This is a genomic window from Nocardioides sp. NPDC006273, assembly GCF_040613495.1.
GTDB lineage: Bacteria > Actinomycetota > Actinomycetes > Propionibacteriales > Nocardioidaceae > Nocardioides.
Genome location: NZ_JBEXSD010000041.1, coordinates 29,832 through 54,006, shown reverse-complemented (window position 1 = coordinate 54,006; position 24,175 = coordinate 29,832). Strand labels below are relative to the sequence as shown.

15 protein-coding genes are annotated in these 24,175 nt (G+C 69.3%); 9 read left to right on the top strand and 6 right to left on the bottom strand.

Annotation, left to right across the window (positions count from 1 at the left end):
• Positions 1–62: 62 nt before the first annotated feature.
• A complete protein-coding gene (gene aceE / locus ABZZ22_RS17880; protein ID WP_354933732.1) occupies positions 63–2,864 on the bottom strand; it encodes a pyruvate dehydrogenase (acetyl-transferring), homodimeric type in 2,802 nt (933 codons plus the stop codon).
• Between the two features lie 124 nt (positions 2,865–2,988).
• On the opposite strand from aceE, the gene ABZZ22_RS17875 reads away from it, so the two are divergent.
• Positions 2,989–3,879: a carbohydrate kinase gene (locus ABZZ22_RS17875; protein ID WP_354933730.1), complete on the top strand. Its 891-nt coding sequence runs from the start codon at positions 2,989–2,991 to the stop codon at positions 3,877–3,879.
• Here ABZZ22_RS17875 and ABZZ22_RS17870 read toward each other — a convergent pair.
• Together ABZZ22_RS17870 and ABZZ22_RS17865 are read right to left on the bottom strand one after the other, a co-directional pair.
• Entirely contained in the window at positions 3,876–4,850 is a 975-nt protein-coding gene (locus ABZZ22_RS17870; RefSeq protein ID WP_354933728.1) for an FAD-dependent oxidoreductase, read from the bottom strand. The two genes, ABZZ22_RS17875 and ABZZ22_RS17870, sit on opposite strands and share 4 nt — an antisense overlap.
• Positions 4,847–5,941 carry a glutamate-cysteine ligase family protein gene (locus ABZZ22_RS17865; RefSeq protein ID WP_354933726.1) on the bottom strand — a complete coding sequence of 365 codons (1,095 nt, stop codon included), beginning with the start codon at positions 5,939–5,941 and terminating at the stop codon, positions 4,847–4,849. Before ABZZ22_RS17865 ends, ABZZ22_RS17870 begins: the two co-directional genes overlap by 4 nt.
• Positions 5,942–6,008: 67 nt before the next feature.
• Between ABZZ22_RS17865 and ABZZ22_RS17860 the strand changes: the two genes are divergently transcribed.
• A complete protein-coding gene (locus ABZZ22_RS17860) occupies positions 6,009–6,785 on the top strand; it encodes a siderophore-interacting protein (RefSeq protein WP_354933724.1) in 777 nt (258 codons plus the stop codon).
• A 2-nt stretch (positions 6,786–6,787) separates the two neighbouring features.
• Here ABZZ22_RS17860 and ABZZ22_RS17855 read toward each other — a convergent pair whose 3' ends face one another.
• On the bottom strand, positions 6,788–7,975 hold the full coding sequence (locus tag ABZZ22_RS17855) for a glycosyl hydrolase (protein ID WP_354933722.1): 1,188 nt from the start codon (positions 7,973–7,975) through the stop codon (positions 6,788–6,790).
• A gap of 36 nt (positions 7,976–8,011) precedes the next feature.
• Entirely contained in the window at positions 8,012–9,034 is a 1,023-nt protein-coding gene (locus tag ABZZ22_RS17850; protein ID WP_354933720.1) for a LacI family DNA-binding transcriptional regulator, read from the bottom strand.
• A gap of 138 nt (positions 9,035–9,172) precedes the next feature.
• On the opposite strand from ABZZ22_RS17850, the gene ABZZ22_RS17845 reads away from it, so the two are divergent.
• The 7 genes from ABZZ22_RS17845 to ABZZ22_RS17815 are packed head-to-tail and all read left to right on the top strand — an operon-like array spanning position 9,173 to position 20,407.
• Complete coding sequence (locus ABZZ22_RS17845; protein WP_354933718.1) at positions 9,173–10,444, top strand: sugar ABC transporter substrate-binding protein; 1,272 nt, start codon at positions 9,173–9,175, stop codon at positions 10,442–10,444.
• Positions 10,441–11,358, top strand: a complete 918-nt coding sequence (locus ABZZ22_RS17840; RefSeq protein ID WP_354933716.1) for a sugar ABC transporter permease — start codon at positions 10,441–10,443, stop codon at positions 11,356–11,358. Before ABZZ22_RS17845 ends, ABZZ22_RS17840 begins: the two co-directional genes overlap by 4 nt.
• 4 nt (positions 11,359–11,362) lie before the next feature.
• Positions 11,363–12,226 (top strand): carbohydrate ABC transporter permease, encoded by an 864-nt coding sequence (locus tag ABZZ22_RS17835; RefSeq protein WP_354933714.1) that lies wholly within the window; start codon positions 11,363–11,365, stop codon positions 12,224–12,226.
• Positions 12,223–13,464: an AGE family epimerase/isomerase gene (locus tag ABZZ22_RS17830; RefSeq protein WP_354933712.1), complete on the top strand. Its 1,242-nt coding sequence runs from the start codon at positions 12,223–12,225 to the stop codon at positions 13,462–13,464. Before ABZZ22_RS17835 ends, ABZZ22_RS17830 begins: the two co-directional genes overlap by 4 nt.
• The gene (locus ABZZ22_RS17825; RefSeq protein WP_354933710.1) at positions 13,461–16,496 is read left to right on the top strand and encodes a GH92 family glycosyl hydrolase; all 3,036 of its coding nucleotides are present in this window, start codon (positions 13,461–13,463) and stop codon (positions 16,494–16,496) included. The genes ABZZ22_RS17830 and ABZZ22_RS17825 overlap by 4 nt, the downstream gene beginning before the upstream one ends.
• On the top strand, positions 16,496–19,471 hold the full coding sequence (locus ABZZ22_RS17820; RefSeq protein WP_354933708.1) for a glycoside hydrolase family 38 C-terminal domain-containing protein: 2,976 nt from the start codon (positions 16,496–16,498) through the stop codon (positions 19,469–19,471). The genes ABZZ22_RS17825 and ABZZ22_RS17820 overlap by 1 nt, the downstream gene beginning before the upstream one ends.
• 27 nt (positions 19,472–19,498) lie before the next feature.
• Positions 19,499–20,407, top strand: coding sequence for an endo-beta-N-acetylglucosaminidase H (locus ABZZ22_RS17815; RefSeq protein WP_354933706.1), 909 nt, complete (start codon positions 19,499–19,501; stop codon positions 20,405–20,407).
• Between the two features lie 126 nt (positions 20,408–20,533).
• On the opposite strand, the gene ABZZ22_RS17810 is transcribed toward ABZZ22_RS17815, so the two are convergent.
• Positions 20,534–24,160, bottom strand: a complete 3,627-nt coding sequence (locus ABZZ22_RS17810; RefSeq protein WP_354933704.1) for a LamG-like jellyroll fold domain-containing protein — start codon at positions 24,158–24,160, stop codon at positions 20,534–20,536.
• Positions 24,161–24,175: the final 15 nt, after the last annotated feature.

The following is a 24,175-nucleotide window of genomic DNA, read 5'->3' as shown; positions in this document are numbered from 1 at the left end:
GCTCTTCGTTGAGCCGGCCCTCGAGGAACGCACGCGCGTAGATGCCGGGGGAGGCGTGGGGCTCAGGCGTCGCCGCCCTCCTGCATGATGCCCTTCGCGGCGGTCGGGTCGTCGATGCGGTAGGTGTCGAAGGCCTTCTTCACCAGGGAGCCGTCGATCTCGCCGGCCTCGGCCAGGGCCTGGAGGGCCTGGACGACGACGGACTGGGCGTCGATCTGGAAGAAGCGACGCGCGGCCGGGCGGGTGTCGGCGAAGCCGAACCCGTCGGCGCCGAGAACGCGGTAGTCGTCAGGCACCCAGCGGGCGATCTGCAGCGGGACGGCCCGCATGTAGTCGGAGACCGCGATGACGGGGCCGTTGGACCCGGCCAGCTTCTCGGTGACGAACGGCGTACGCGGGGTCTCGCCCGGGTGGTTGAGGCTCCACTGCTCGGCTTCGATGGCGTCGCGAGCCAGCTCGTTCCAGGAAGTGACCGACCAGGTGTCGGCCTTGACGCCCCACTCCTCCTCGAGGAGACGGGCAGCCTCCTCGATCCACGGGTAGCCGACGCCGGAGGCCAGCAGGCGGACCCGCGGGCCCTCGCCCTCGGCGGTCGAGACCTGGTGGATGCCCTTCAGGATGCCCTCGGCGTCGACGTCCTCGGGCTCCTTGGGCTGGCTGACCGGCTCGTTGTAGACGGTCAGGTAGAAGATGACGTTCTCGCCGTGCGGGTGCTCCTCGGACGTGCCGTACATCCGCTCGAGACCGCTCTGCATGATGTGCGAGACCTCGTACGCGAACGCTGGGTCGTAGTGCACGACAGCCGGGTTGGTCGCGGCCAGCAACGGGGAGTGACCGTCTGCGTGCTGGAGACCCTCACCGGTCAGCGTGGTGCGGCCGGCGGTGGCGCCGATCAGGAAGCCGCGGCCCATCATGTCGGCCATCGCCCAGATCGAGTCGCCGGTGCGCTGGAACCCGAACATCGAGTAGAAGATGTAGAACGGGATCATCGGCTCGCCGTGGGTCGCGTACGCCGTTCCGGCAGCGGTCGCGGAAGCGACCGCGCCGGCCTCGGAGATGCCCTCGTGCAGCAGCTGGCCCTGTGCGGACTCCTTGTAGGAGAGCAACAACTTCCGGTCGACCGACTCGTACTGCTGGCCGCCCGGGTTGTAGACCTTCGCACTGGGGAACATCGCGTCCATGCCGAAGGTGCGGTACTCGTCCGGTGCGATCGGGACGATGCGCTTGCCGATCTCCGGGTCCCGCATCCAGTCCTTGAGGAGCCGGACGGTGGCCATGGTGGAGGCGATCTTGTTCTTGCCGGAGCCCTGCTTGAGCTCGGAGTAGATCTTGTCGCCCGGCAGGGTGAGCGGCTTGAACTCGACCCGGCGCTCGGGGAGCGGGCCGCCGAGCTGCTTGCGGCGCTCCATCATGTACTCGATCTCGGCCGACTCCGGGCCCGGGTTGAAGAACGGCGCCGCGCCGGTCTGCTCGTAGGTCGCCTCGAGCTCCTTGTCGGAGATGGGCAGCAGCAGCCGGTCGCGGAACTTCTTCAGGTCCGCCATCGTCAGCTTCTTCATCTGGTGGGTGGCGTTCTTGCCCTCCAGAGCGTCGATCGTCCAGCCCTTGATGGTGTGGGCGAGGATCACGGTCGGCTGTCCGGCGGTCTTGGTGGCCGCATCGAAGGCGGCGTAGACCTTGCGGTAGTCGTGGCCGCCGCGGGGGAGCTTGCGGATCTGCTCGTCGCTCATCTGCTCGACCATCTTGCGCAGGCGCGGGTCGGAGCCGAAGAAGTTCTCCCGGACGTAGGAACCGGTCTCGACCGAGTAGGTCTGGAACTGTCCGTCAGGGGTGGAGTTCATCTTGTTGACCAGGACGCCGTCGACGTCCTTGGCGAGCAGCTGGTCCCACTCGCGGCCCCAGATGACCTTGATGACGTTCCAGCCGGCACCACGGAAGTTGGACTCAAGCTCCTGGATGACCTTGCCGTTGCCGGTCACCGGGCCGTCGAGCTGCTGCAGGTTGCAGTTGATCACCCAGACCAGGTTGTCGAGCTCCTCGCGGGCGGCGACCCGGATGGCGCCGAGCGACTCGGGCTCACCCATCTCGCCGTCGCCGAGGAAGGCCCACACACGCTGGTCGGAGGTGTCCTTGATGCCGCGGTTCTGCATGTAGCGGTTGAATCGTGCCTGGTAGATCGAGTTGATCCCGGTCAGGCCCATGGAGACCGTCGGGAACTCCCAGAAGTCGGGCATCAGACGCGGGTGCGGGTAGGACGAGATGCCCTGGCCGACGCCGTGCTGCACCTCCTGGCGGAAGCGGAAGAGCTGCTCTTCGTTGAGCCGGCCCTCGAGGAACGCACGCGCGTAGATGCCGGGGGAGGCGTGGCCCTGGATGAAGACCTGGTCGCCACCGCCTGGGTGGTCCTTGCCGCGGAAGAAGTGGTTGAAGCCGACCTCGTAGAGGCTCGCGGAGGACTGGTAGGTGGCGATGTGGCCGCCCACCTCGAGGCCCTTGCGGTTGGCGGAGGAGACCATGACGGCGGCGTTCCAGCGGATGAAGGCGCGGATGCGTCGCTCGATGTCCTCATCGCCCGGGAACCACGGCTCGCGGTCGGAGGGGATGGTGTTGATGTAGTCGGTGCTTCGCAGGGCAGGGACGCCGACGGACTGCTCGCGGGCACGCTCCAGAAGACGCAGCATGACGTAGCGGGCCCGATCGCGCCCGCTCGTCTCGAGCATCGCGTCGAAGGAGCCGAGCCACTCACTGGTCTCTTCGGGATCAATGTCCGGAAGCTGGGTCGGTAGACCCTCATGGATTACGGTCGGCTGGGCGGGGGTCGGGCCCTGCGGACCACCAGTCGTCTCGGTGGATTCATCGGTCACATCCTCAATGGTCGCACGCGGTCTGGAGCGGTCGCCCATCCGCGGTGGGTTACTGGACAGTAGGCGGTTTCTGCTGGTCAACCCCGGAAAATTCGTTCCTACGCCGAGTTGCTAATCTGCCGCCGTGACCAGCCTGGATCGTGACAATGCCGCTGCTGACGTGTTGGTGCTAGGAGAGGCGCTGGTCGACGTCGTCACCACGGCTGACGGCGTGACCCGGGAACATCCCGGCGGGAGCGGTGCCAACGTCGCCGTCGCGCTGGGCCGGCTCGGCCGGCCGGTGCGCTACGCCGCCTCCTACGCCGATGACGCGCGTGGGCAGTCGCTGGCCACGCACCTGGCCGAGTCCGGGGTACGGATGGCGTGCGACCCGCACGTGCTGCCCCGGACCTCGACCGCGCAGGCCACCATCGCGGACGACGGGTCCGCGGCGTACGTCTTCGACCTGGAGTGGAAGCTCGGCGAGATCGCCGTGGGCACGCCGCGGTTCGTTCACATCGGCTCCCTCGCTCCGGTGCTCTCGCCCGGCGCCGAGACGGTCTTCGCGCTCCTCGACGGCCTCCCGGACGGCGTGCGCGTCCTCTACGACATCAACATGCGGCCCACGCTGACCGGAACCGGCCAGGAGGTCGTCTCGCGGATCGAGAGGGCCGCGGCGTACGCCGATGTGGTCAAGGCGAGCGACGAGGACCTGGAGACGCTCTACCCCGGGGTCGGGCTCGACGGCGCGGCGGCTCGGCTGCTCGAGCTCGGCGCCGGTGCGGTCGCGGTGACCCGTGGTGGCGACGGCGCCAGCTGGATCACCGAGTCCGAGCGGATCGACGTCGGCGCGAAGAAGGTGACGGTCGTGGACACCATCGGTGCCGGCGACACCTTCTCCGCGGGCCTGGTCGACGCGCTCTGGGACGATTTCGAGCGCGACCGTCGCGAGGTGCTCGCCCACGGCGTCCGGGCCGCGGCGGTCACCGTCTCGCGCGCCGGTGCCAACCCGCCGACCCGCGCCGAGCTCATCTAGGCGCCCAGGCGCTCGGCCAGCGTACGTCCCAGCCAGGCGGCGGAGCGGATGGCGCTGCCGCAGTTGGCGATGAGCAGGCCGGCGGCGGGTTCGTCGACCACGAGGGTCTTCTGTGCCGTGTCGACGCCCCAGAGGATCTCGTCGACGTGGGCCTCACGGAGCCAGGGGAGGGTCTCGCCGAGCCCACGGTCGAGGATGGTCGACCAGTGGTCGACAGGTCCTGAGGTGTCGTCGTCCTCGACGATGTCCTCCTGGCCGACCAGGACCCGCAGCCGGTCGTCGACCAGCTTGAGGAAGACGTAGCCGAAGCCGTCGCCGACAGGAACGATCGTGTGGGGCATCTGCTCGCGTTCGGGCGGCACCGGGAGGTCGAGCACGAAGAGCTGGCGCTTCTCGGGGGCCGCGCTGCTCTGCGGGAACACCGAGGCGTTGGCGGCACCCATCGCACCGAGGACCCGTCCGGCGCGGACGGTGCCACGGGTGGTCTCGACCATGTGCCCGGAGCCGTCCGGCCGGACCCCGGTGACGGCGACAGCGTCGATGAACTGCGCCCCCCGCTCCTCCGCCTGGTCCCGCAGCAGCTCGACCAGCCGCGTGGCGGAGACGTTGAGCGCCGGAATGAGCTCACCGGTGTGAAGCAGGTGGTAGGTGTTCTGGAGCATCGCCAGATCCACGTGTGGTGCCGCGCCGCGGATGAACTTCTCGGTCTCGGTCGTCATCTCGCGCTTGACCGGGTCCGGCCAGGTCCAGCGGAGGCTGCCCCCGGAGTAGCGGTAGGTCGCGAGGTTCGCCGGATCGCCCGGGGGGTCGTAGTTGAGCACCACCACACGGAGGCCCGGCCGGGCCAGGTAGTAGGCCGTCGCGGCGCCGATGGGCCCGGCTCCGCAGATCACCACATCGGCCTGCGCGGGCAGTGTCACGAGCGGGTCAGTGGTCGTGTCGGCGGGCAGGTCGGCGGGCAGATCGGTCAACGAAGTCCTTCCGAGAGGTACATCAGGCCTGTGCGTGAATATGCGTCTAGAAGGCTATCGGCAGGTGTACGTCCCGCGCGCAGCAACTGGTCCAGTCGGTCGAGGTGGCCGGCCTCCGCGCCCATGGTCGACCCCGCGGCGAGGACTCGGTGGGCTGCGGCGAGCACCTCGCGGGCGCCGGCGGCGATCTCTGGATCGGCGAAGGCGGCCGTGGCGGCGCGTTGGTGCAGGTCACGGCTGGGGGTGTCGGCGAGCCCGGGGAGGTCGTCGGCGAGGCAGACCCCGAGCGTCAGGGCGGCGCCGGCGAGCAGCAGGTCGTGGGAGAGGAAGGCGTCGAAGGCCTTGAACTCGATGCGTCCCTCCTCGCGGGGGATCCGCGGCGGGTGGACCATCGTGGGCTCAGCCCCTGTCGGCGGTGAGCCTACGAAGCAGCGCGCCGCCACGCGCCGCCAGGTGCGCTCGTAGGTGCGCTTGCTGGGGCCGCGCCACGGCCGGCCGGCGTGGAAGGGAGAGCTGAAGCTGAACGGCACCATGAACGGGCTGTAGTAGGTCAGCCGCCGGGTCACCTCGACGACGTCGGCCGCGGAGAGCTCGGGGAAGGAGAGGTTGATGTCGGGGCCGTAGCTCAGGTTGGAGACCTCGGCATGGTCGTACTCACGATGCTCGGCCCGCATCCTCTGCTCCCACTCGTTGAGTGGCGGGTCGAGGACGTACGCCTCGCGGACCGGGTTGAAGCCGACGATGCCCAGGCTCAGGCCGAGGGGATCGAGACGCACGGAGAGGTCGGTCTGCAGATCGATCAGCCGGTCGGCGGCCTCGGTGGTGTTCGAGCAGATCGGGGTGCGGATCTCCACCCCCTTGACCAGCATCGACGTGAAGACCCCGTTGGGGTCGAACCGCTCGTCCCCCTCGAGGTACCAGTAGCCGTTCTTGATGCCGAGGTCACCGCGCACCAGACCTTCGTCGGTGGTGCCGGAGCCGTCGGCGAGGGCGTGTTGGAGGGCGGCGAAGTCGAGGTCCCCGAAGTCACGGAAGGCCCCCGTCTCGCTCACCAGGGCATACTCGAACTCGAACCCGGCGGAGTAGAGCACGACGACACTCTAGGCCAGTCCGCGGGCCGCGACCTGCCTTTCTCAGAATTTAGGTTAGGCTCCCCTCATGTTTCGCGCGGTCAAGCCGGAGGCAAAGCCGGATACGCGGGTCGTGGTCACCGCGACCCGCCGTCTCAGTGCCGGGATGACCCGCGTCCACTTCCGCGCCGAGGACCTCTCCGCGTTCGACGGCAGCGTCTGCACCGACCGGTTCGTGCGACTGGCGATCCCGGTCGGTGACGGCTCGACGGTCTGCCGCACCTACACCGCGCTGGACCCCTCGGTCGCCGAGGGCGCCTTCGCCATCGACTTCGTGCACCACGGCGACGAGGGCGTCGCCGGCCGCTGGGCGGCGACGGCCGGCAAAGGAGAAGTGATCACCGTGCGCGGGCCCGGCGGGACGTACGCTCCTGACCCGGCTGCCGACTGGCACCTGCTGGTCGGCGACGAGTCCGGTCTGCCCGCGATCCGGGCCGCGCTGGCGGTGCTGCCGGCCGATGCCGTGGGCTACGCCGTGATCGAGGTGCCCTCCGCGGAGCATCTCCAGCAGGTCGACGCGCCGGCCGGGGTCGAGGTGCGCTGGCTGGACGCCACGGTCGATCGTCCCCTGGAGGTCGTCGTCCGCGAGCTGCCCTGGCTGCTCGGCCGGGTGCACGCCTTCGTGCACGGCGAGGCGGAGGTCACGATGCAGCGGATCCGTCCCTATCTGCTGCGCGAGCGCGGCGTCCCGCGCGGCGACCTGTCGATCTCCGGCTACTGGCGCCGTGGGAACACCGAGGAGAGCTTCCGTACGTGGAAGCGCAGCCAGGCTGCCGACCGCCAGGTGGCGTACACAGCTCGCTGAACTCAGGCCCTCCGCGCGACGATCTCGACCGGCCCTTCGACTCGGGCGTTCACCCAGGCGCGGTGGAAGTCGCTGCCGGGGGCGACCTCGGCGCGGCGCTCGGGCTCCCGGATCAGGTCGACGGGGCACTCGAGCCGCCGGCGTGGCGTGGGGGCGGGGCGTGGGCCGCAGTGCTCGGCGATCGCCGCAGCCAGCGCCTCGGCGACGGGCTTGCGCCGGTGGTCGACAGTGAAGAGACCGAGGTCGTACTCCCGCTCGGGGAAGTCGACCAGCGATCGGTCCAGGTCGTGGGAGCACCACCAGGTGATGCCGAACAGCGCCGGGTTCTGGACGACGTGGTCGACGGTTCCGGTGACGAACTCGCGCACGCTGTCCGGGCCGATCTCCGGCAGGGGCGCCCCGATCTCTTGGAGCCAGACCGGGCGTCCCGGCTCGGCACCGTACGCAGCGGCCAGCTCGACGAGGTAGTCGGCATGCGTGAGCGTGGCCGGGCCCAGGGGCGCGTCGATCGCGCCGACGCCGTTGAAGACCCAGGAGTGCACGGTGCTGAGGTCGCCGAGCGTGGTGACGTCGGCGGGCCCGAAGGGGTGGTCGGGCGCGTAGAAGGCGTCGTCGAAGAGCGAGTGGAGGCAGAGCAGGCCGGGGGCGGCCTTGCGGGCGGTCTCGAGGAGCTCCTGGGCCCAGGACCGGGACTCGGCGATGGTGGTCGGGTTTGACGGCCACAGGTTGTTGACCTCGTTGCCGAGGGTCAGCGCGAAGACGTTGTCCCGGGCGGCGACCGCGCCGGCGAGGGTGTCGACGTAGGTGCGCAGGCCGTCGCGCACCTCCGGGTGGCTGAAGAGCGATCGCTGGTGGTGGGTGAGCACCCAGGAGGGGAGGAAGTCGAAGCTCGACAGGTGGCCCTGGACCAGGTCGACGCAGACGTCGAGACCGCGGGCGGCGGCCAGGTCGATGGTGGTGAGCACGTCGTCGACCGCCGAGGACCGGATCAGCGAGCGGTTGGGCTGGATCCACGGCCAGACCGGGAAGATGCGTACGTGGTCGAGACCGAGCCCGGCGAGGTCGTCGAAGTCGCGGGCGATCTGGTCGGCGTCGAAGTCGAGCCAGGAGTAGAACCAGCCGGATGAGGGCACGTGGTTGGCGCCGAAGCGCAGCGGGGCGGTGGCTGGGGGCGTCGGGAGAGCTGGCACCCGCGCAATATAAACCGATTAAGTAAACCGAGGCAATCAGTGTCCGGCGGGTGGAGCCGTGCTCTCCCGTGGGACGAGCACCGGGGTGCTCGACTGATGGCGGACGGTGAGGGTCGGGTCGGCGATCAGCCGGAGCAGCCCGCGGGCGGCCTCGGTGGCCCAGGCCTGGGTGTCGCGGGTCAGGGCGGTCAGCGAGGGGTGGGTCAGCCGGGCCAGCAGCGAGTCGTCGAAGGAGAGGATCGAGAGGTCCTGCGGCACCCGCACCCCCATCTCGAGGGCGACGCCCAGGCCCGCCACAGCCATCACGTCGCTGTCGTAGACGATCGCGGTCGGGCGCTCGCGCCGAGACAGGATCCGGCGGGTGATGACCGCACCTTCGGAGTCGCTGTAGTCGGTCGGGATCGAGACCACCTCGGCGAGCTCGTGGCGCGCCTTGGCCTCGGTGAGCACGTCCATCCGGCGCTTGGTGTGCAGGAACTGCGGCATGCCGGCGACGTGGACGACGTGGCGGTGGCCGAGCGCGGCGAGGTAGTCGACCGCCTCGTGCATGGCCTCGCTGTCGTCGGCCCAGGTGAAGCTCAGTGACGTGTCGGGAAGGGGGCCGCCGAGCACCATCACCGGCACCTCGAGCGCCTCGAGCGCCGCGAACCGGGGGTCGTCGATGAGTGGGTCGAGGAGTACGAAGCCGTCGACCCGCTGCTCGGCGGTCCAGGTGCGGTAGGCGGCCATCTCGGCCTCGGGGTCCTCGACCACGAGCAGCTGCAGCGCCGTTCCGTCCTCGGCCAGGCCGGCCTGCAGGCCGGAGACGATCTGGCCGAAGAACGGTTCGAGCCCGAGCGTACGTGCGGGGCGGGACAGAATCAGACCGACGGCGCCGGCGCGCGAGTTGCCGAGGGACCGGGCGGCGCGGTGAGGGCGCCAGTTCATCTCGTCGGCGACCGCGAGGATGCGATGCCGGGTCTCCTCACTGACTCCGGGCCGTCCGTTCAGCGCGAACGAGACCGCGCCCTTGGAGACGCCGGCGCGCTCTGCGATGTCGGCGATCGTGGGTCGTGCCATCGACAAGTCCTTCCTGGGACGAGGTCGGGGGCGATTGTGGCGTCCCTCACACGGATGCCTTGACGGCACACCTCGTTCGGTGAATAGTACGGCCCGAACTTAACCGCTTTATCAAAAGCTTTCAGCAAGGAGCCAGAAATGAGCGTACGCCGGTTGGTGGGGGTTGCCGCTGGGTTGGCCATGGGCCTCGCCGCGATGACGGGTTGCGGAGCCGGTGACGAGCCGTCCGCCGGTGACCTCGAGGGCAAGATCGAGGGCAAGGTCTCGATCCAGACCTGGGCGCTGAAGCCCAAGTTCACCGACTACGTCGAAGGCGTCATCGCCGACTTCGAGACGGAGAACCCGGGCGTCGAGGTCACCTGGCTCGACCAGCCCGGCGACGGCTACGACCAGAAGGTGCTCACCCAGGCGTCCTCCGGTGACCTCCCCGACGTCACCAACCTGCCGCCCGACTTCGCTCTACCGCTCGCCGAGGAGGACCAGCTCCTCGACCTCGAGGCGGCCGGCGTCGACCTGGAGGGGACCTTTGTCGAGGGCGGCCTGCAGGGCTACCAGTACGACGGCCTCGACGGCACCTACGGCTACCCGTGGTACCTCGGCACCGACGTCAATTACTGGAACAAGGACATGCTCGCCGAGAACGGGCTCGACCCGGCTGACCTGCCCACCGACCTCGACTCGCTGATCGAGCAGGCCGGGACGCTCGAGGAGAAGTCCGGCGGCAAGGTCTACCTGATGACCCGCAAGCCCGGGCTCAACGACCTGCAGCAGGCCGACGTACCGATCTTCAACGAGGACGGTACCGAGCTCACTTTCAACACCCCCGAGGCCGTCGAGCTCGTGCAGAAGTACGCCGATGCCTATGCGGACGGGCTGTTGCCGAAGGACATCCTCACCGACACCTTCCAGGGCAACGCCGAGCTCTACAACCAGGAGAAGGCCGCCTGGACGACGGGCAGCTCCAACATCTCCGGTCTCGAGGAGGCCAACCCGGCGCTCGCGAAGGGCACCGAGATCTCGCCGGCGTTCGGCGACGGACCGCTCTACGTACAGGGCCTCTCGGTCAACGCCAACAGCAAGAACCTCGCCGCCGCGAACGCTCTGGCCCAGTTCGTGACCAACCCCGACAACCAGCGCGAGTTCGCCAAGCTGGCCCCGGGTGTCTACCCGAGCACCATCGCCTCGCAGGAGGACCCGTACTTCACCGAGGACGACGGGACCGTCGCCGCCAAGGCCAAGGTCACCGGTCTGAAGACCCTGACCACCGCCATCCCGAACAACCCGAAGGTGTCACCGGCGATGTCGACCATCATCGACCAGCAGATCGGCCTCGCCATCAGCGGTGACGCGACCCCACAGGAAGCCCTCGACAAGGCCGTCGAGGAGTGCAACAAGCTGCTGACGCAGTGACGGACTCCACCGTGACCGACTCCACCCAGATGAGCGGCCGGGTGCGCGAACACAAGTGGTTCACGCCCTGGTTGCTCGTCGCGCCCGCGACCCTGTGGCTGTGCGTGTTCAACCTCTATCCGGCGTTGAACACGGTCTACATGGCCTTCACGAACAAGAAGCCGCTCGGCGGAGGAGACTTCGTCGGGCTCGCCAACTTCGAGCGGATGCTCGATGACGACCAGCTCGTCTACGCCCTGACCAACTCGGTGCTCTACATGCTGGTCTGCGTACCTCTGCTCACCATGCTGCCGCTGCTGCTGGCGGTCCTGGTGGAGAAGAAGCTGCCCGGTCTGACCTTCTTCCGGGTGGCGTTCTACACCCCGGTCGTCGCCTCGGCGGTGGTCGTCGCGCTGATCTGGAACTGGATGCTCGACGACCGCGGCGCCATCAACGCGATCCTGCAGGCGCTCAAGGTGGTCCAGGAGCCGCTGCCGTTCCTCACCGACCGCTGGCTGCTGCTCTTCAGCGCGATCAGCCTGACCGTCTGGAAGGGCTTGGGCTACTACATGATCATCTACCTCTCCGCGCTCGGGAACGTCGGCAAGGAGCTGCACGAGGCCGCCGCCGTCGACGGCGCCGGTCCGGCCCGCCGGTTCTGGAGCATCACGGTGCCCGGCGTACGCGGCACGATGCTGTTGATCACCATCCTGATCACCGTCTCCTCGTTGCGGGTCTTCTCCGAGCTCTACGTGATGACCGGCGGCACCGGCGGACCAGGAGGCCGGGTCAGCTCGGTGGTGATGCTGATCCAGATGTACTCCACCGGCTTCACCGGCCACCTCGGTTACGCGTCCGCGCTGAGCCTGCTGCTCTTCGTCCTCACGCTGGTGCCGATGGTGCTGCTGGTCCGCCTCAACAGGAAGGACGGCTGAGTCGATGGCGCGAGAGAAGAGGCGGAGGGCGTACGCCTTCCACCGGATGTCCGTGGGCGAGGTCGTGGTGCGCTACGCGCTGCTGGCGGTGGTGCTCGTGATCACGATCCTGCCGTTCCTCTGGCAGCTGTCGACGTCGCTGAAGGGGATCGACGAGAACATCTACACCGCGACACCCCGGTTCATCCCGGAGGACCCGACGTTCGCCAACTACACCACGGTCGCCGAGGTCGTTCCGGTCGTCGACTACGCGATGAACTCGATCATCGTCGCGGTCCTGGTCGTGGGCGGCAACGTCATCGGGGCAACCATGGCGGGCTATGCACTGGCGAAGCTGCGCTTCCGCGGCTCGAGGTTGGTGATGGGGGCGCTGCTGGCCACCCTGATCCTGCCGGGCGAGGCGACGATCATCGCCCAGTACGTCACCGTCCGCTCGCTCGGGCTCACCGACACCCTGCTGGGCGTCGCGCTGCCGGGCATGATCGGGATGATCAACGTCCTGCTGATGCGGGCGGCGTTCACCGCGATCCCCGACGAGCTCGAGATGGCCGCCAAGGTCGACGGTGCCAACGCGTGGCAGCGGCTGATCCACGTCAACCTCCCCGGCCTGCGCGGCATGCTCAGCGTCATCTCGATCTTCGCGTTCATCGGCGCCTGGGACGACTTCCTGTGGCCGCTGATCGTGCTCACCGACCCGGAGAACCTCACGCTGACCGTCGGTCTGCAGTATCTGTCCGGCACATTCACCAACAACCCCCGCCTGATCGCGGCAGGCACGATGATCTCGTTCGTCCCGATCGTGATCGTCTTCGCAGTGCTGCAGCGTTACTTCTTCCGCGGGGTCGAGGAAGGGGCCATCAAGGGATGACCGACCTGCAACTGACCGCCGCCGAGATCGCCCGCTTCGAGGAGGAGGCGTCGCGCCTGGTGTCGTTCGCCCGTGCCTCCCGTCACGAGGGCGGTGGCTTTGGCTGGCTCGACGAGCACGGCCGGCTCTCTCCCGACCGGCCCGTCGAGACCTGGATCACCTGCCGGATAACGCACGTCTTCGGGCTCGCGCAGCTGCGCGGTGACGCCTGGGCCGCTGCGTACGTCGACCACGGGGTCGCCGCGCTGACCGGGCTGCTCCGCGACGACGACAACGGCGGCTGGCACTCCGCGGTCTCCCCGGAGACCGGCGAGGTGACGAGCACCGTGAAGGAGGGCTATGCCCACGCCTTCGTCGTGCTCGCCGCCACCACCGCGTACGCCGCCGGCCACCCGACCGCGGAGGCTCTGCTCGACGATGCACTGAGCGTGATGGAGGAGCAGTTCTGGCGCGAGGACGACGGCATGATCCTCGACGTCTGGAGCGCCGACTGGGCGTCCTTGGACGGGTATCGCGGGGTGAACGCCAACATGCACGCGGTCGAGGCGTTCCTCGCGGTCGCCGAGGTCACCGGGCGTCGAGTCTGGCTCGAGCGTGCGCTGCGGATCCTGGAGCGGGTCGTGCACGGCTTCGCGCGCGAGCACGACTGGCGGCTGCCGGAGCACTTCTCCTCGGCTTGGACCGTGGACCTGGACTACAACGTCGACGATCCGGGGCACCCGTTCCGGCCGTACGGGGTCACCATCGGGCACCTCTTCGAGTGGGCGCGCCTGGCGCTGCACGCGCGCACCCTGCTCGGCGCGGAGGCTCCTTCGTGGCTGCTCGAGGACGCGCAGTCGCTCCTCGTCGCGGCGACCTCGCGCGGGTGGTCGGTCGACGGCGCTCCCGGCTTCGTCTACACCACCGACTTCGCCGACAAGCCCGTCGTACGTGAGCGGATGCACTGGGTCGCCGCCGAGGCGGTCGCTGCGGCCTGGACCCTCTTCCGCGACACCGGCTCCGACGCCGCGCTCTCGGACGTACGCCGCTGGTGGGCCTACTGCGAGGAGCATCTGGTCGACCGGGAGAGTGGTTCGTGGCATCACGAGCTCGATCCGTCCAACCGGCCCTCCGCGACGGTCTGGCCCGGCAAGCCGGATGCCTACCACGCTTACCAGATGGCGCTCCTGCCCCTGCTCCCCGCGAGTGCCAGCTTCGCCGGCGCAGCCCGTGCGACCAGCGGTGGGGGAGCGGCGTGAAGGGTCCTCAAGATCCCGTCGCCGCCCGGGCCGGGGTCGGCTACTCGTCGGAGGACGCCTGGCTTCTCGAGGTGGCGCCCGGAGTTGGCGATGTCGAGGCTGCGTTTCCGCTGGAGGCGGCCATCGAGGTGGCCGACGGGGATGAGCTGCGCTTCGTGGTCTTCCCGGAGTCGGCATCGGCTGACCAGCGGCGATGGGACTCGACGTACGTCTGTGTGGACGCGGTCCTCGACGACGGGCGGCGGCTCAGCGAGATCGGGCTGGTCGACCAGTACGGGCAGGCGCTGACTCCGGCTGCGCAGGGGGAGGGGAAGCGGGCGTGGGTGGACCAGTGGAACCTGCGGCGGGTGGCGCTGGCCGGGCTGGCCGGGCGACGGATCGAGCGGCTCCTGGTCGTGGTCCGCGCCGCTGAGGTGCCGCTGCGGGTGTGGGTCGACGACGTCGGCGTACTCCCCGTCCGCCCGCTCCCGGCGGCGCCTCTCGATCAGGTCGACATCCGGCGCGGGACGCATTCCAGCGACCGGTTCTCGCGCGGGAACAACGCACCACTGGTCGGCCTGCCGCACGGGGGCGTCTTCGGGCTGCCGATGACCGATGCCTCGGCGGGCAACTGGCCCTACGCCTGGCACGCGCACAACCGAGACACGGCCGGCGGACCGAATCGGCCCGCCATCGAGGCGTTCGCGACCTCGCACCTCCCGAGTCCGTGGATGGGCGATCACGGGGTCTTCGGAGTGATGCCGAGCCCGCTCGCCGAGGCCGTCGAGGACCGCCGTGCCCGGGCGCTCGGGTTCGACCATGCCGAGGAGGAAGCCGGGCCCCACCGCTACGCGGTCGCGCTCGACGGCGGCGTCACCGCCGAGCTCGTCCCCGGCGACTTCGCGCTCGGCATGCGGTTCACCGGGGCCCGCTCGCTGGTGCTCGACCACCACAGCGAGATCAAGTCGCTGACCTGCGAAGACAGTGCGGGAGAGGTGGTCGTCAGGGCGCTCCTGGGCGACCGCGAGGGCAAGCCTGCCCAGTACATCCACCTTCGGGTCGCCGGGACCTCCGACCTGCGGCTCGCCGACGGCCGACTCCGCGGCCACATCGTGCTCGGTGGGGCAGGGGAATGCGACGTACGGCTGGGGATCTCGACCGTCAGCGACGAGCAAGCGGCGGCGAACCTCGAGACCGCAGGGAGCTTCGACGAGATGGCGGCGACGGCCCGTGCCGCGTGGGAGCAGGCGATGGCGGCCGTTGAGGTCGAGGGGGCGAGCGAGGACCAGCTGGTCTCGATCCGCTCCGGGCTCTACCGGCTCTTCCTCTACCCGAACCGTTACGGCGAGGGGCCCGCGCACGCGCACACCTCGCCCTATGACCTGACCACGGTCCGGCACGCGCCGATGACGGTCACCCACGGCTTCTGGGACACCTACCGCACCGCCTGGCCGCTGCTCGCGCTGCTCGACCCGGCCGGAGCCGGCGAGCTGGCAGAGGGCTTCGTCGAGCACTTCCGCGACCGCGGCTGGACACCGCGCTGGAGCGCCCCGGCCGCTGAGGACTGCATGACCGGCACCACCTTCGACACGGTCCTCGCCGACCTGGCGCTCCGGCGCGTCCCGGGGATCGACCTGGAGACCGCCTACGCCTCGGCGCTGAAGAACGCGACCGTACCGGCCGATGACGTACGGGTCGGGCGCAAGGGGCTGCGGCGCGCGATCTTCCGTGGGTACGTCGACACCGAGACCCACGAGGGCATGTCCTGGACGCTCGACAACGCGATCAACGACTGGGGCATCTCCCGTCTGGCCGGTGTCCTGCGGGAGAACCGGGCGGATGAGGACCTGGCCGCCGAGGAGACCTACTTCGCGCGCCGGGCGCTGGGCTACCGCAGCGTCTTCGACACGTCGCGCGGCTTCTTCATCGGGCGGACCTCGGAGGGCGCATGGCGCGAGGCCTTCGAACCCGACGAGTGGGGGCACGACTACACCGAGACCAACGCCTGGGGGACCGCGTTCACCGCGCCCCACGACGGCGCCGGGCTGGCCGCCCTCCACGGTGGCGAGGACGCGCTCGGCGCCAAGCTGGACGAGCTCTTCGCGCGTCCCGAGACCGGTGCCGCGTCGCTGTCGGGTCACTACGGGTTCGCGATCCACGAGATGACCGAGGCCCGAGACGTACGCATGGGAATGCTCGGCCTCTCCAACCAGCCCGCCCACCACATCCCGTTCATGTACATGTTCGCCGGGCGCCACGACGACGCCCACCGGATCGTCCGCGAGTGCCTCGGCCGGCTCTTCGTCGGCTCCGATCTCGGCCAGGGGTATCCCGGTGACGAGGACAACGGCGAGATGTCGGCCTGGTACATCTTCGCCACCATCGGCCTCTACCCGCTGGTCCCCGGCTCTGCCTCGTATGTGATCGTGCCGCCGTCGGTGCGGCGGACCGTGCTGCGGCCACACGACGGCAAGGAGATCGTGATCGAGGCCGTCGGGAGCGGTGGCCACATCCGCTCGGTGACCCTCGACGGCGCGCCCTGGGACGAGATCTCGATCCCGCACGCCTGTCTGGTCGACGGCGCGCACCTGGTCATCGAGCTCTCCGAGGTGCCGTGCGGCTGGGCCCAGGAGTCCCGACCGCCGTCGGCCTCGCGGATCGCGCCCGGGCTGCCGGTGACCGACGCGGCGGTCGTGGTCCCCGGATCGCTGACCGACGACACCGGCGAGACCACGATCGCGCTGAGGGCGGGGGAGCAGGTGGAGGTCCCGCTCGTCGGCGAGCGGCGGCTCTCCCTCTACACCGTGACCTCGGCCGAGCCGGGCGACCTGGCCTGGGCGCTGGACTACCTCGATGCCGGCGGCGCGACGGTGGCCCGCGAGGAGCGGGCTGCGGAGGCGTACGTCTGGGCTGGTCAGACCCGGGTTTTCCGGGTCAGGCGCGGAGCCCCGGTCGTGGCGGGCGCCGTACGGTTCACCGCGTTGTCCGACTGCGTGCTCACGCAGCTGGAGCTCATCGAAGACGACCTCGAGAACAGACAGGACGAGCACTGATGCACGACGACGTACACCTCACCGAAGGCCGCGTGAGCCGGGTCCTCAAGGAGCGCCTGTGGCCGGCGGTCCACACCATTGCGGCGCCCGTGAGCGTCGAGTGGCACGAGCTCCCGGGGGAGCCGATCGCTCCCGCGGAGGGGCTGGCGCTGGCGTACGAGCCCATCGGGGTCGGCGCCGACTGGGGTCCCGCCTGGGGGACGACCTGGTTCCGGATCACCGGGACCGTGCCCGCGGAGTGGGCCGGCAGGCGGGTGGAGCTGGTCTGCGACCTCGGCTTCGACGTCAACATGCCCGGCTTCCAGTGCGAGGGGCTCGTCTACACTCCCGACGCCCTCACCGGCGAACCCAGCCCGGTCAAGAGCCTCAACCCGCGCAACCAGTGGGTGCTGGTGGCTTCGGAGGCGGTCGGTGGTGAAGAGATCGAGCTCTTCCTGGAGGCCGCGGCCAACCCGGTGCTGCTCGACTACCACCCCTTCCTGCCCACCCAGGAAGGGGACATCCGGACCTCCTCGCCCAAGAAGCTCTACACGACGCGTCGGATCGAGCTGGCCGTCTTCGAGCAGGACGTCTTCGAGCTCTGCCTCGACCTGGAGACGCTCCACGAGCTGCAGGTCGAGCTGCCCGAGGGGCCGCGCAGGTTCCGCATCCTGCAGGCCATCGACGACGCCCTCGACCGGGTCGACCTGCAGCGGATCGTTGAGACGGCGGCTTCGGCCCGCTCGGCTCTCACTGGGGTCCTCGAGGCGACCTCCCACGACTCCGCCCACCAGATCGCCGCGATCGGCCACGCCCACATCGACTCGGCCTGGCTGTGGCCGGTGCGCGAGACGATCCGCAAGGTCGCCCGCACCACCTCCTCGATGACCGAGCTGCTCGGCGAGGATCCCGACTTCCGCTACGGGATGTCATCGGCCCAGCAGTATGCGTGGCTCAAGGAGCACCGCCCCGAGGTCTACGCCAAGGTCAAGGCCGCGGTCGCCGAGGGCCGGTTCATCCCGCTCGGCGGCATGTGGGTCGAGTCCGACACCACGATGCCGTCGGGGGAGTCGCTGGTGCGGCAGTTCCTCTACGGCCAGCGCTTCTTCGAGACCGAGTTCGGGATCCGCTGCCGTGGCGTCTGGCTACCGGACTCCTTCGGCTATTCGCCGGCCCTCCCGCAGCTCATGAAGCGGGCCGGGTTCGAGTGGTTCTTCACCCAGAAGATCTCCTGGAACCAGGTCAACAAGTTCCCTCACCACACCTTCGAGTGGGAGGGCATCGACGGCTCCCGCATCCTGAGCCACTTCCCGCCGATGGACACCTACAACTCCAGGCTCTCCGGCGAGGAGGTCGCCAAGGCCTCGCGCCAGTTCCGCGAGAACCGGCTCGCCACGGGCTCGATCGCGCCGGTCGGCTGGGGCGACGGCGGTGGCGGTACGACTCGCGAGATGGCGGGCAAGGCCCGCCGCCTCGCCGACCTCGAGGGGTCGGCCCAGGTCTCCTGGCGTCATCCCGACGACTTCTTCGAGGAAGCGCGCGCCGAGCTGCCCGAGCCGCCGGTGTGGGTCGGCGAGCTCTACCTCGAGCTCCACCGCGCCACCCTGACCTCCCAGCACCTGACCAAGCAGGGCAACCGGCGCTGCGAGCACCTGCTGGTAGAGGCCGAGCTGTGGTCGGCCACCGCCGCTCTGCGAGGCCTGGCGGACTACCCCTACGACGAGCTGGACGCGCTGTGGCAGCAGATCCTGCTGCAGCAGTTCCACGACATCCTGCCCGGGACCTCCATCGCCTGGGTCCACCGTGAGGCAGCCGCCCAGTACGCCCGGGTCGCCGAGGCCGCGACGGCGCTCATCGACCGGGCCCTGGCCGCGCTCGCCGGCGAGGGCACGGTCGTGCTGCGTGCCGACGGGCGCTCGGGCGCGGTCACTGCGGCCGAGCCTGTGGCGGCGGTCTCCGTGGTCGAGCAGGACGGGACGTACGTGTTGGGCAACGGCGTCGTCGAGGTCACCGTCTCCGCCGAGGGCCTGATCACCTCGGCGCTCGATCTGGCGACCGGGCGCGACGCGGTTCCGGCCGGTGCGGAGGCCAACCTGCTGCAGATCCACCAGGACTTCCCGAACATGTGGGACGCCTGGGACGTGGACCGGTTCTACCGCAACCGGGTCACGGACCTGCGTGAGGTCACCTCGATCTCGGTGACGTCCGATGGGCTGGTCATCGAGCGGCCCATCTCGGCCGACTCGTCGACCACGCAGGTGCTCTCGCTCGCGCCCGGCTCACGGGTGCTCGACATCTCCCAGAGCACCGAGTGGCACGAGACCGAGAAGTTCCTCAAGGTCGCATTCCCGCTCGACGTCAAGGCCGAGCAGACGCTCGCCGAGACCCAGTTCGGCTACCACCGCCGTCCGACCCACACCAACACTTCCTGGGAGGCGGCGAAGTTCGAGACCTCGATGCACCGCTGGGTGCTGGCCGAGGAGCCCGGCTTCGGGGTCGCGCTGGTCAACGACTCGACCTACGGCTTCGACGTCACCCGCCCCACGGCGATGACCACCGAGGTGCGGCTCTCGCTGCTGCGGGCGCCTCGTTTCCCCGACCCGGAGACCGACCAGGGCGTGCAGACCCACCGTTACGGCCTGGTCATCGGCGCTGACGTCGCGGCCGCGACCGAGGCCGGTGCGGTCCTCAACACACCGCCGCGCCAGATCACCGGCGCCCAGGCGGTTGAGCCGCTGGTGACCGTCTCGGGTGAGGGTCTGGTGGTCTCGAGCGTGAAGCTCGCCGCCGACCGCTCCGGCGACCTGGTCGTGCGGGTCTATGAGTCCAATGGCGCGCGTACGCAGGGGGAGCTGCGCCTCGGAGAGAGGTTCGAGCGGGTCGACGAGGTCTCGCTCGTGGAGGACCCGATCGCCGAGGTGAGTGCGGACGACGGCGTCGTCGCGCTCAGCCTCGGCGCCTTCGAGGTCCGCACCCTGAGGTTCCACTGCAACTGAAGGCCCAACCAAAGGAGATCAGTCACCATGTCAGTTCCCCACATCTCACGTAGACGCATCCTGCTCGGTGCCGGCGCGGCCGCCATCGGTGCGACGACCGGCCTTGGCCTGGCCACCTCCGCGAACGCGGCTCGGCCGTCGAGATCCCGGACGCTGATGACCGGATATGTCGAGGTCAACAACCACAGCATCGGCAACGTCGCCAAGTACGAGCTGGCCGGAGGCGGCAACGTCTTCGACATCGGCCTGATCTTCGCGGCCAACATCAACTACGACGGCCAGCAGGCCTACCTCTACAACAACCCGCAGGTGCAGGCGCAGCTCGACGCCGCCGACTTGCACATCCGTCCGGCTCAGGCCAAGGGCATCAAGATCCTGCTCTCGGTGCTCGGCAATCACCAGGGGGCGGGCTTCGCCAACTTCCCCGACCGAGCCGCGGCAGAGGCGTTCGCCGACCAGCTCGCCGACGTGGTGACCCGCTACGGCCTGGACGGGATCGACTTCGATGACGAGTGGTCGAACTACGGAGCCAACGGCACCGGCCAGCCCAACGACTTCTCCTTCGTATACCTGGTCCAGGCGCTGCGCGAGCGGCTTCCCGACAAGCTGATCACGCTCTACTTCATCGGCCCGACCTCCGAGCGGCTCTCCTACGGCGGCGTCAACGCCGGAGACCTGCTCGACTACGCCTGGAACCCCTACTACGGCACCTGGGGCGTCCCCGACGTCCCCGGTCTCGGCAAAGCCGAGCTCGCCCCCGCCGCGATCGACATGCAGGCGACCTCGTCCTCCACCGCGGCCAACCTCGCCTCCCGCACCGTGGCCCAGGGCTACGGCGTCTTCAACACCTACAACCTGGGTGACGCCGACGCGAGCGCCTATCTCTCCGTCGTCACCCAAAACCTGCGCGGCAAGGCGACCGCCTACACCGGCTGACCAGCGGCCGGGCGCAGGGCCTGCGGCTGCCCACGGTGGGCAGCCGCAGGGCCCGCCTCTAGACGATCGATGCACCGGCTGGCCTGCTACGCGACGGTCGCGACAGCCACCCCGCGCATCAATCGTCTAGCCAGCGGCCAGCGGCGTCACCGTCATCCGGTCGAGGTTCGGGGCCCACGGCGACCGAAGGCCCAGCTCCGGATGGCGGTCGGAGACGTAGGTCTCACCGTTCCAGTCCGGCAGCTCCTCGGAGCGGAAGGACAGCGTGTTCTCGCCTGCCTTCAGCTCTGCGTAGAACGTCAACGTCCAGAAGCCGTTGTCGTGGAAGCTGTGCGGGAACCAGATCTGACGGGCCTCGTCGCCGTTGACACTGACGTCGGCGTGCCGGGCCAGCGGGTCCGGGTTGTAGTGCGAGGCGGGTGACTGCTCGCCGTTGGAGTAGCGCACCGTGATCGCGTACGTCCCGGCTCGAGGTGCCGTCGTGGCCAGCGTCAGCGCGTTGCCGTTGCCCGGGTCGCCACCGACACCGGTGACCGCCTTGCCGCCGTCGGCGAGCGGGTAGGACGCGATCTTCGCCGAGCCCGCGAGCGCCCCGTCCTCGGCCTGGGTGGTCACGGACTTCAGCGCGCCCGCCGACGGACCGACACGGAGCCGGTCGACCATCAGCCTGCCCTGCTCCGCGGTCAGGGTGATCTTGTTGATACCGCCGGAGAGGAACAGGTCACGCGACACCGACCGAGCGACGACCCCGAGGTTCTGACCGTTCAGCGCCAGCCGGATGCGCCCGGACCCGAGGGTGTCGAACCGGACGCGGTGCTCACCGTCGTCGGGGGAGTAGACCCAGAACGTCGCGGTACCCCGAGCGAGGTCTGCGGCGCCGGAGCCGGACACCCCGGTCTTCGAGTAGTCGGCCCGCGCTCCGTCGCTGAGCGTCGCGTCCTCACCTTCGTAGGTGCGTTGCGTGGCGGCCGGGTTCGACAAGGAGAGGTCGATCTTGTCGATGATCGCGTCCCCTCGGGTGCGTTCGCTGCCGTCGAGGCTCCGGGCCGCGATCGAGATCGTGTGCTTCCCGGCGGTCAGATCGACCGTCGTGTCGGCGTGGTCCCACACCACCCACTTGTAGCCGAGCGGCAGGTGAATCTCCTGCTCCTGCTTGCCGTCGACCGTGATGAAGGCGTTGGTCGGACCCTGTTCCTTGACCAGGTTGTAGGTGTTCAGAGAGTTCGCGAACACGCTCAGGTCGTAGGTCCCGTCCTTCGGCACGTCCACGGCGAAGTCGAGCTTCACGTTCGAGTCGGTGCGGATGCCGCCGACGTTGTAGGAGCCGGAGGTGTAGAAGCCGCCCAGGTTGGAGGGGCTTCCCTCGGGGCCGTTGCGGGAGTAACCCGAGCCCGAGTGCGCGGCGTCCTCGGCCTCGTATGTCGCCCGCCACTGCTGCGGCGGCGCGGCCTCCGCGGTCGCGTTGGCGCCGGGGGTCACGATGATCTGGTAGGCGGACTCCGCCGAGAGGGCGGGGATGCTGTCCTTACCGAACCAGAACCCGACACCGCCGTCACGAACCGGGAGGTTCATCTCGGCGACCTCGGCCGGTCCGCTGTTGTCGCCGAGCTGGCCGGACCAGCCGATCTCCTTGACGGCGACGTGCACACTCGACCCGAACGTCGCGGGGTCGACACCGGAGAAATCGACGTACGACTCTCCGCCGGCACCCCCGATGATCGCCTCCGCCCGTCGTCGATCGCGATCGAGGGCCGCGACTCCCTGCAGCGTGTAGCTCTCGTTGGGCCGGGGCGGGGTGAGCTTGACCGTCTGGCCGGTCATCTGGCTGTAGGCGTTCAGCAGCCACCACTGCCCGTTGGCCTTGTTCGCCTCGACGGCAGAGTCGGACAGGTTGCCGTCGATGTTCCAGTAGGCGATGTCGCCGTCGACCTTGCTGTCCTCGAGCGCCGAGACCCACTGGATCATCTGACCCGGGACGGAGGTGTGGTAGTTGAACGCGTACTCGTTGATGTTGATCGGCAGATGCTTGCCTGCGTACGGGGTGCCCTGGTAGATCGTGTCCTCCCAGCCGCGGAACCTGGCCACGTTCGTCCGGATCGAGGCCGGGTTGCTCAGCTCGTGCCAGGTGATCACGTCGGGCATCGTGTCGTTGGCCAGCGCGTGCTTCATGAAGCCCTGCACCTGGTCGTAGAGGATGCTCGTGTTCGGGCCGGCGATCCGGGCGTCGGGGAGCTCGCTCCTGATGAGGGCGTGGACCTCGTCCCAGGCCTTGAAGTAGTGCTGCGGGTCGTTGAGCCAGCTGACCTTGTTGTAGCTCCACTCGCCGGTGCCGAACATGTTGCCCTCGGGCTCGTTGAACGGCACGAAGACGACGTGGCTGCGGTACTTCTCCGGCAGTGCCTTGACCTGCTCGACCTGGGTCCTGATCTTGGCCTTGAAGTCGTCCAGCTTGGCCTGTGGGGTGTCACCCGGCCACTGGTAGGGGAAACCGCGGTAGATGTCGGTCATGTAGATGTAGACGTCGCCGCCGGAGCTGTCCACCAGCGGCTCGAGCACCTCGAGGGCGTCCGCACCCGGGTGCTGCGGACCGTCCTGGGCCTTGGTCGACACCGTACGCAGGTTGATCCCGTCGATCAGGTTGCTCGAGGGGAGGTCCTTGCCGTAGACCCCGTAGAGCGTCCCGGACGCGCCTCCCATGACGTCGCCGGTGGGCGTGGCCAGGTCGATGTCGACCTGGTTCTCGTAGCGGACGGTCACCTCGGCCGAGACCGGCCTCCCGGCGGCGGTCCCGGTCACCGTGAACCTGCCACGGTCCGCGTACTTCGCCGGATCCACCTCGTCCCAGGTGATCGGTACGTCGCGGTCGTAGCCGTCGCTGAACGTGGCCCGTACCGAGGCCGGCAGGTCCGGCTCGGTTCCGACGGCGGTGTGGACGTCGAAGGAGCTCCTCGTCGGCTCGACGACCGTGGGAGGGGTGGCTCCGGTGGCCTGGACGAGCTGCTCCGGGGTGAGCGCGGCGCCGTAGACCGTCACGTCATCGAGCGAGCCGCCGAACAGGTTGTCGGCGGGGAACATCGACCTGCCGAGGAATCCGCTCGTGGACGCGCCCTCGACGAGGTCGGAGGCGGTGATCTTCGTGGTTGCGGCCGCGACGGCAGCGCCGTCGAGGTAGGTGGTGAGCCGGTCCGACTCGGTGTCCAGGGTGACCGCGACGGTGTGCCAGGACTTCTCCGGGAGCGGGGCATAGCCCGAGTTGGTCGCCTCGGCGCTGTTCCCCGTCCGGGTCGCCGTCCGCAGCACCGATCCGTTCGACGGCGTGAGGAACAGGTAGCGGCTGGTGTCCTTGCCCAGGTCGAGGATCCGTTGCCAGGAGCCGCCACCGCCGTCCCAGCTCACCCGCGCGGTGACGGTGAGGTCGGTGCGTCCCTCCAGGACGCCCTTGGGGAGAGTGACGTAGGCGCCGCTCGACGAGGACGGACCGCCGGGCAGGTGCAGCGCCTGGCTGCCGCCGGCTCCGGGGACGGTGTCGGCGGTGCCGCCGTTCACCAAGGAGCCGTGGAGGCCGTTGCCGGAGTCGTCGGTGACCTTTCCGGTGACCGGGTCGTCGTCGAAGGCGTAGTGGACGACCGGGTCGGGGACGGTGACCTCGGCGGCACCGGCGCGTGGGACCGCCCCGGGTGCTGCCAGCGCGACCGCGGCGACCGCGGCGGCAACGGCCGTCCTGGTGGGTGGGGATGTGAAGGGTGATCTCATCAGTAGCTCCTTCTG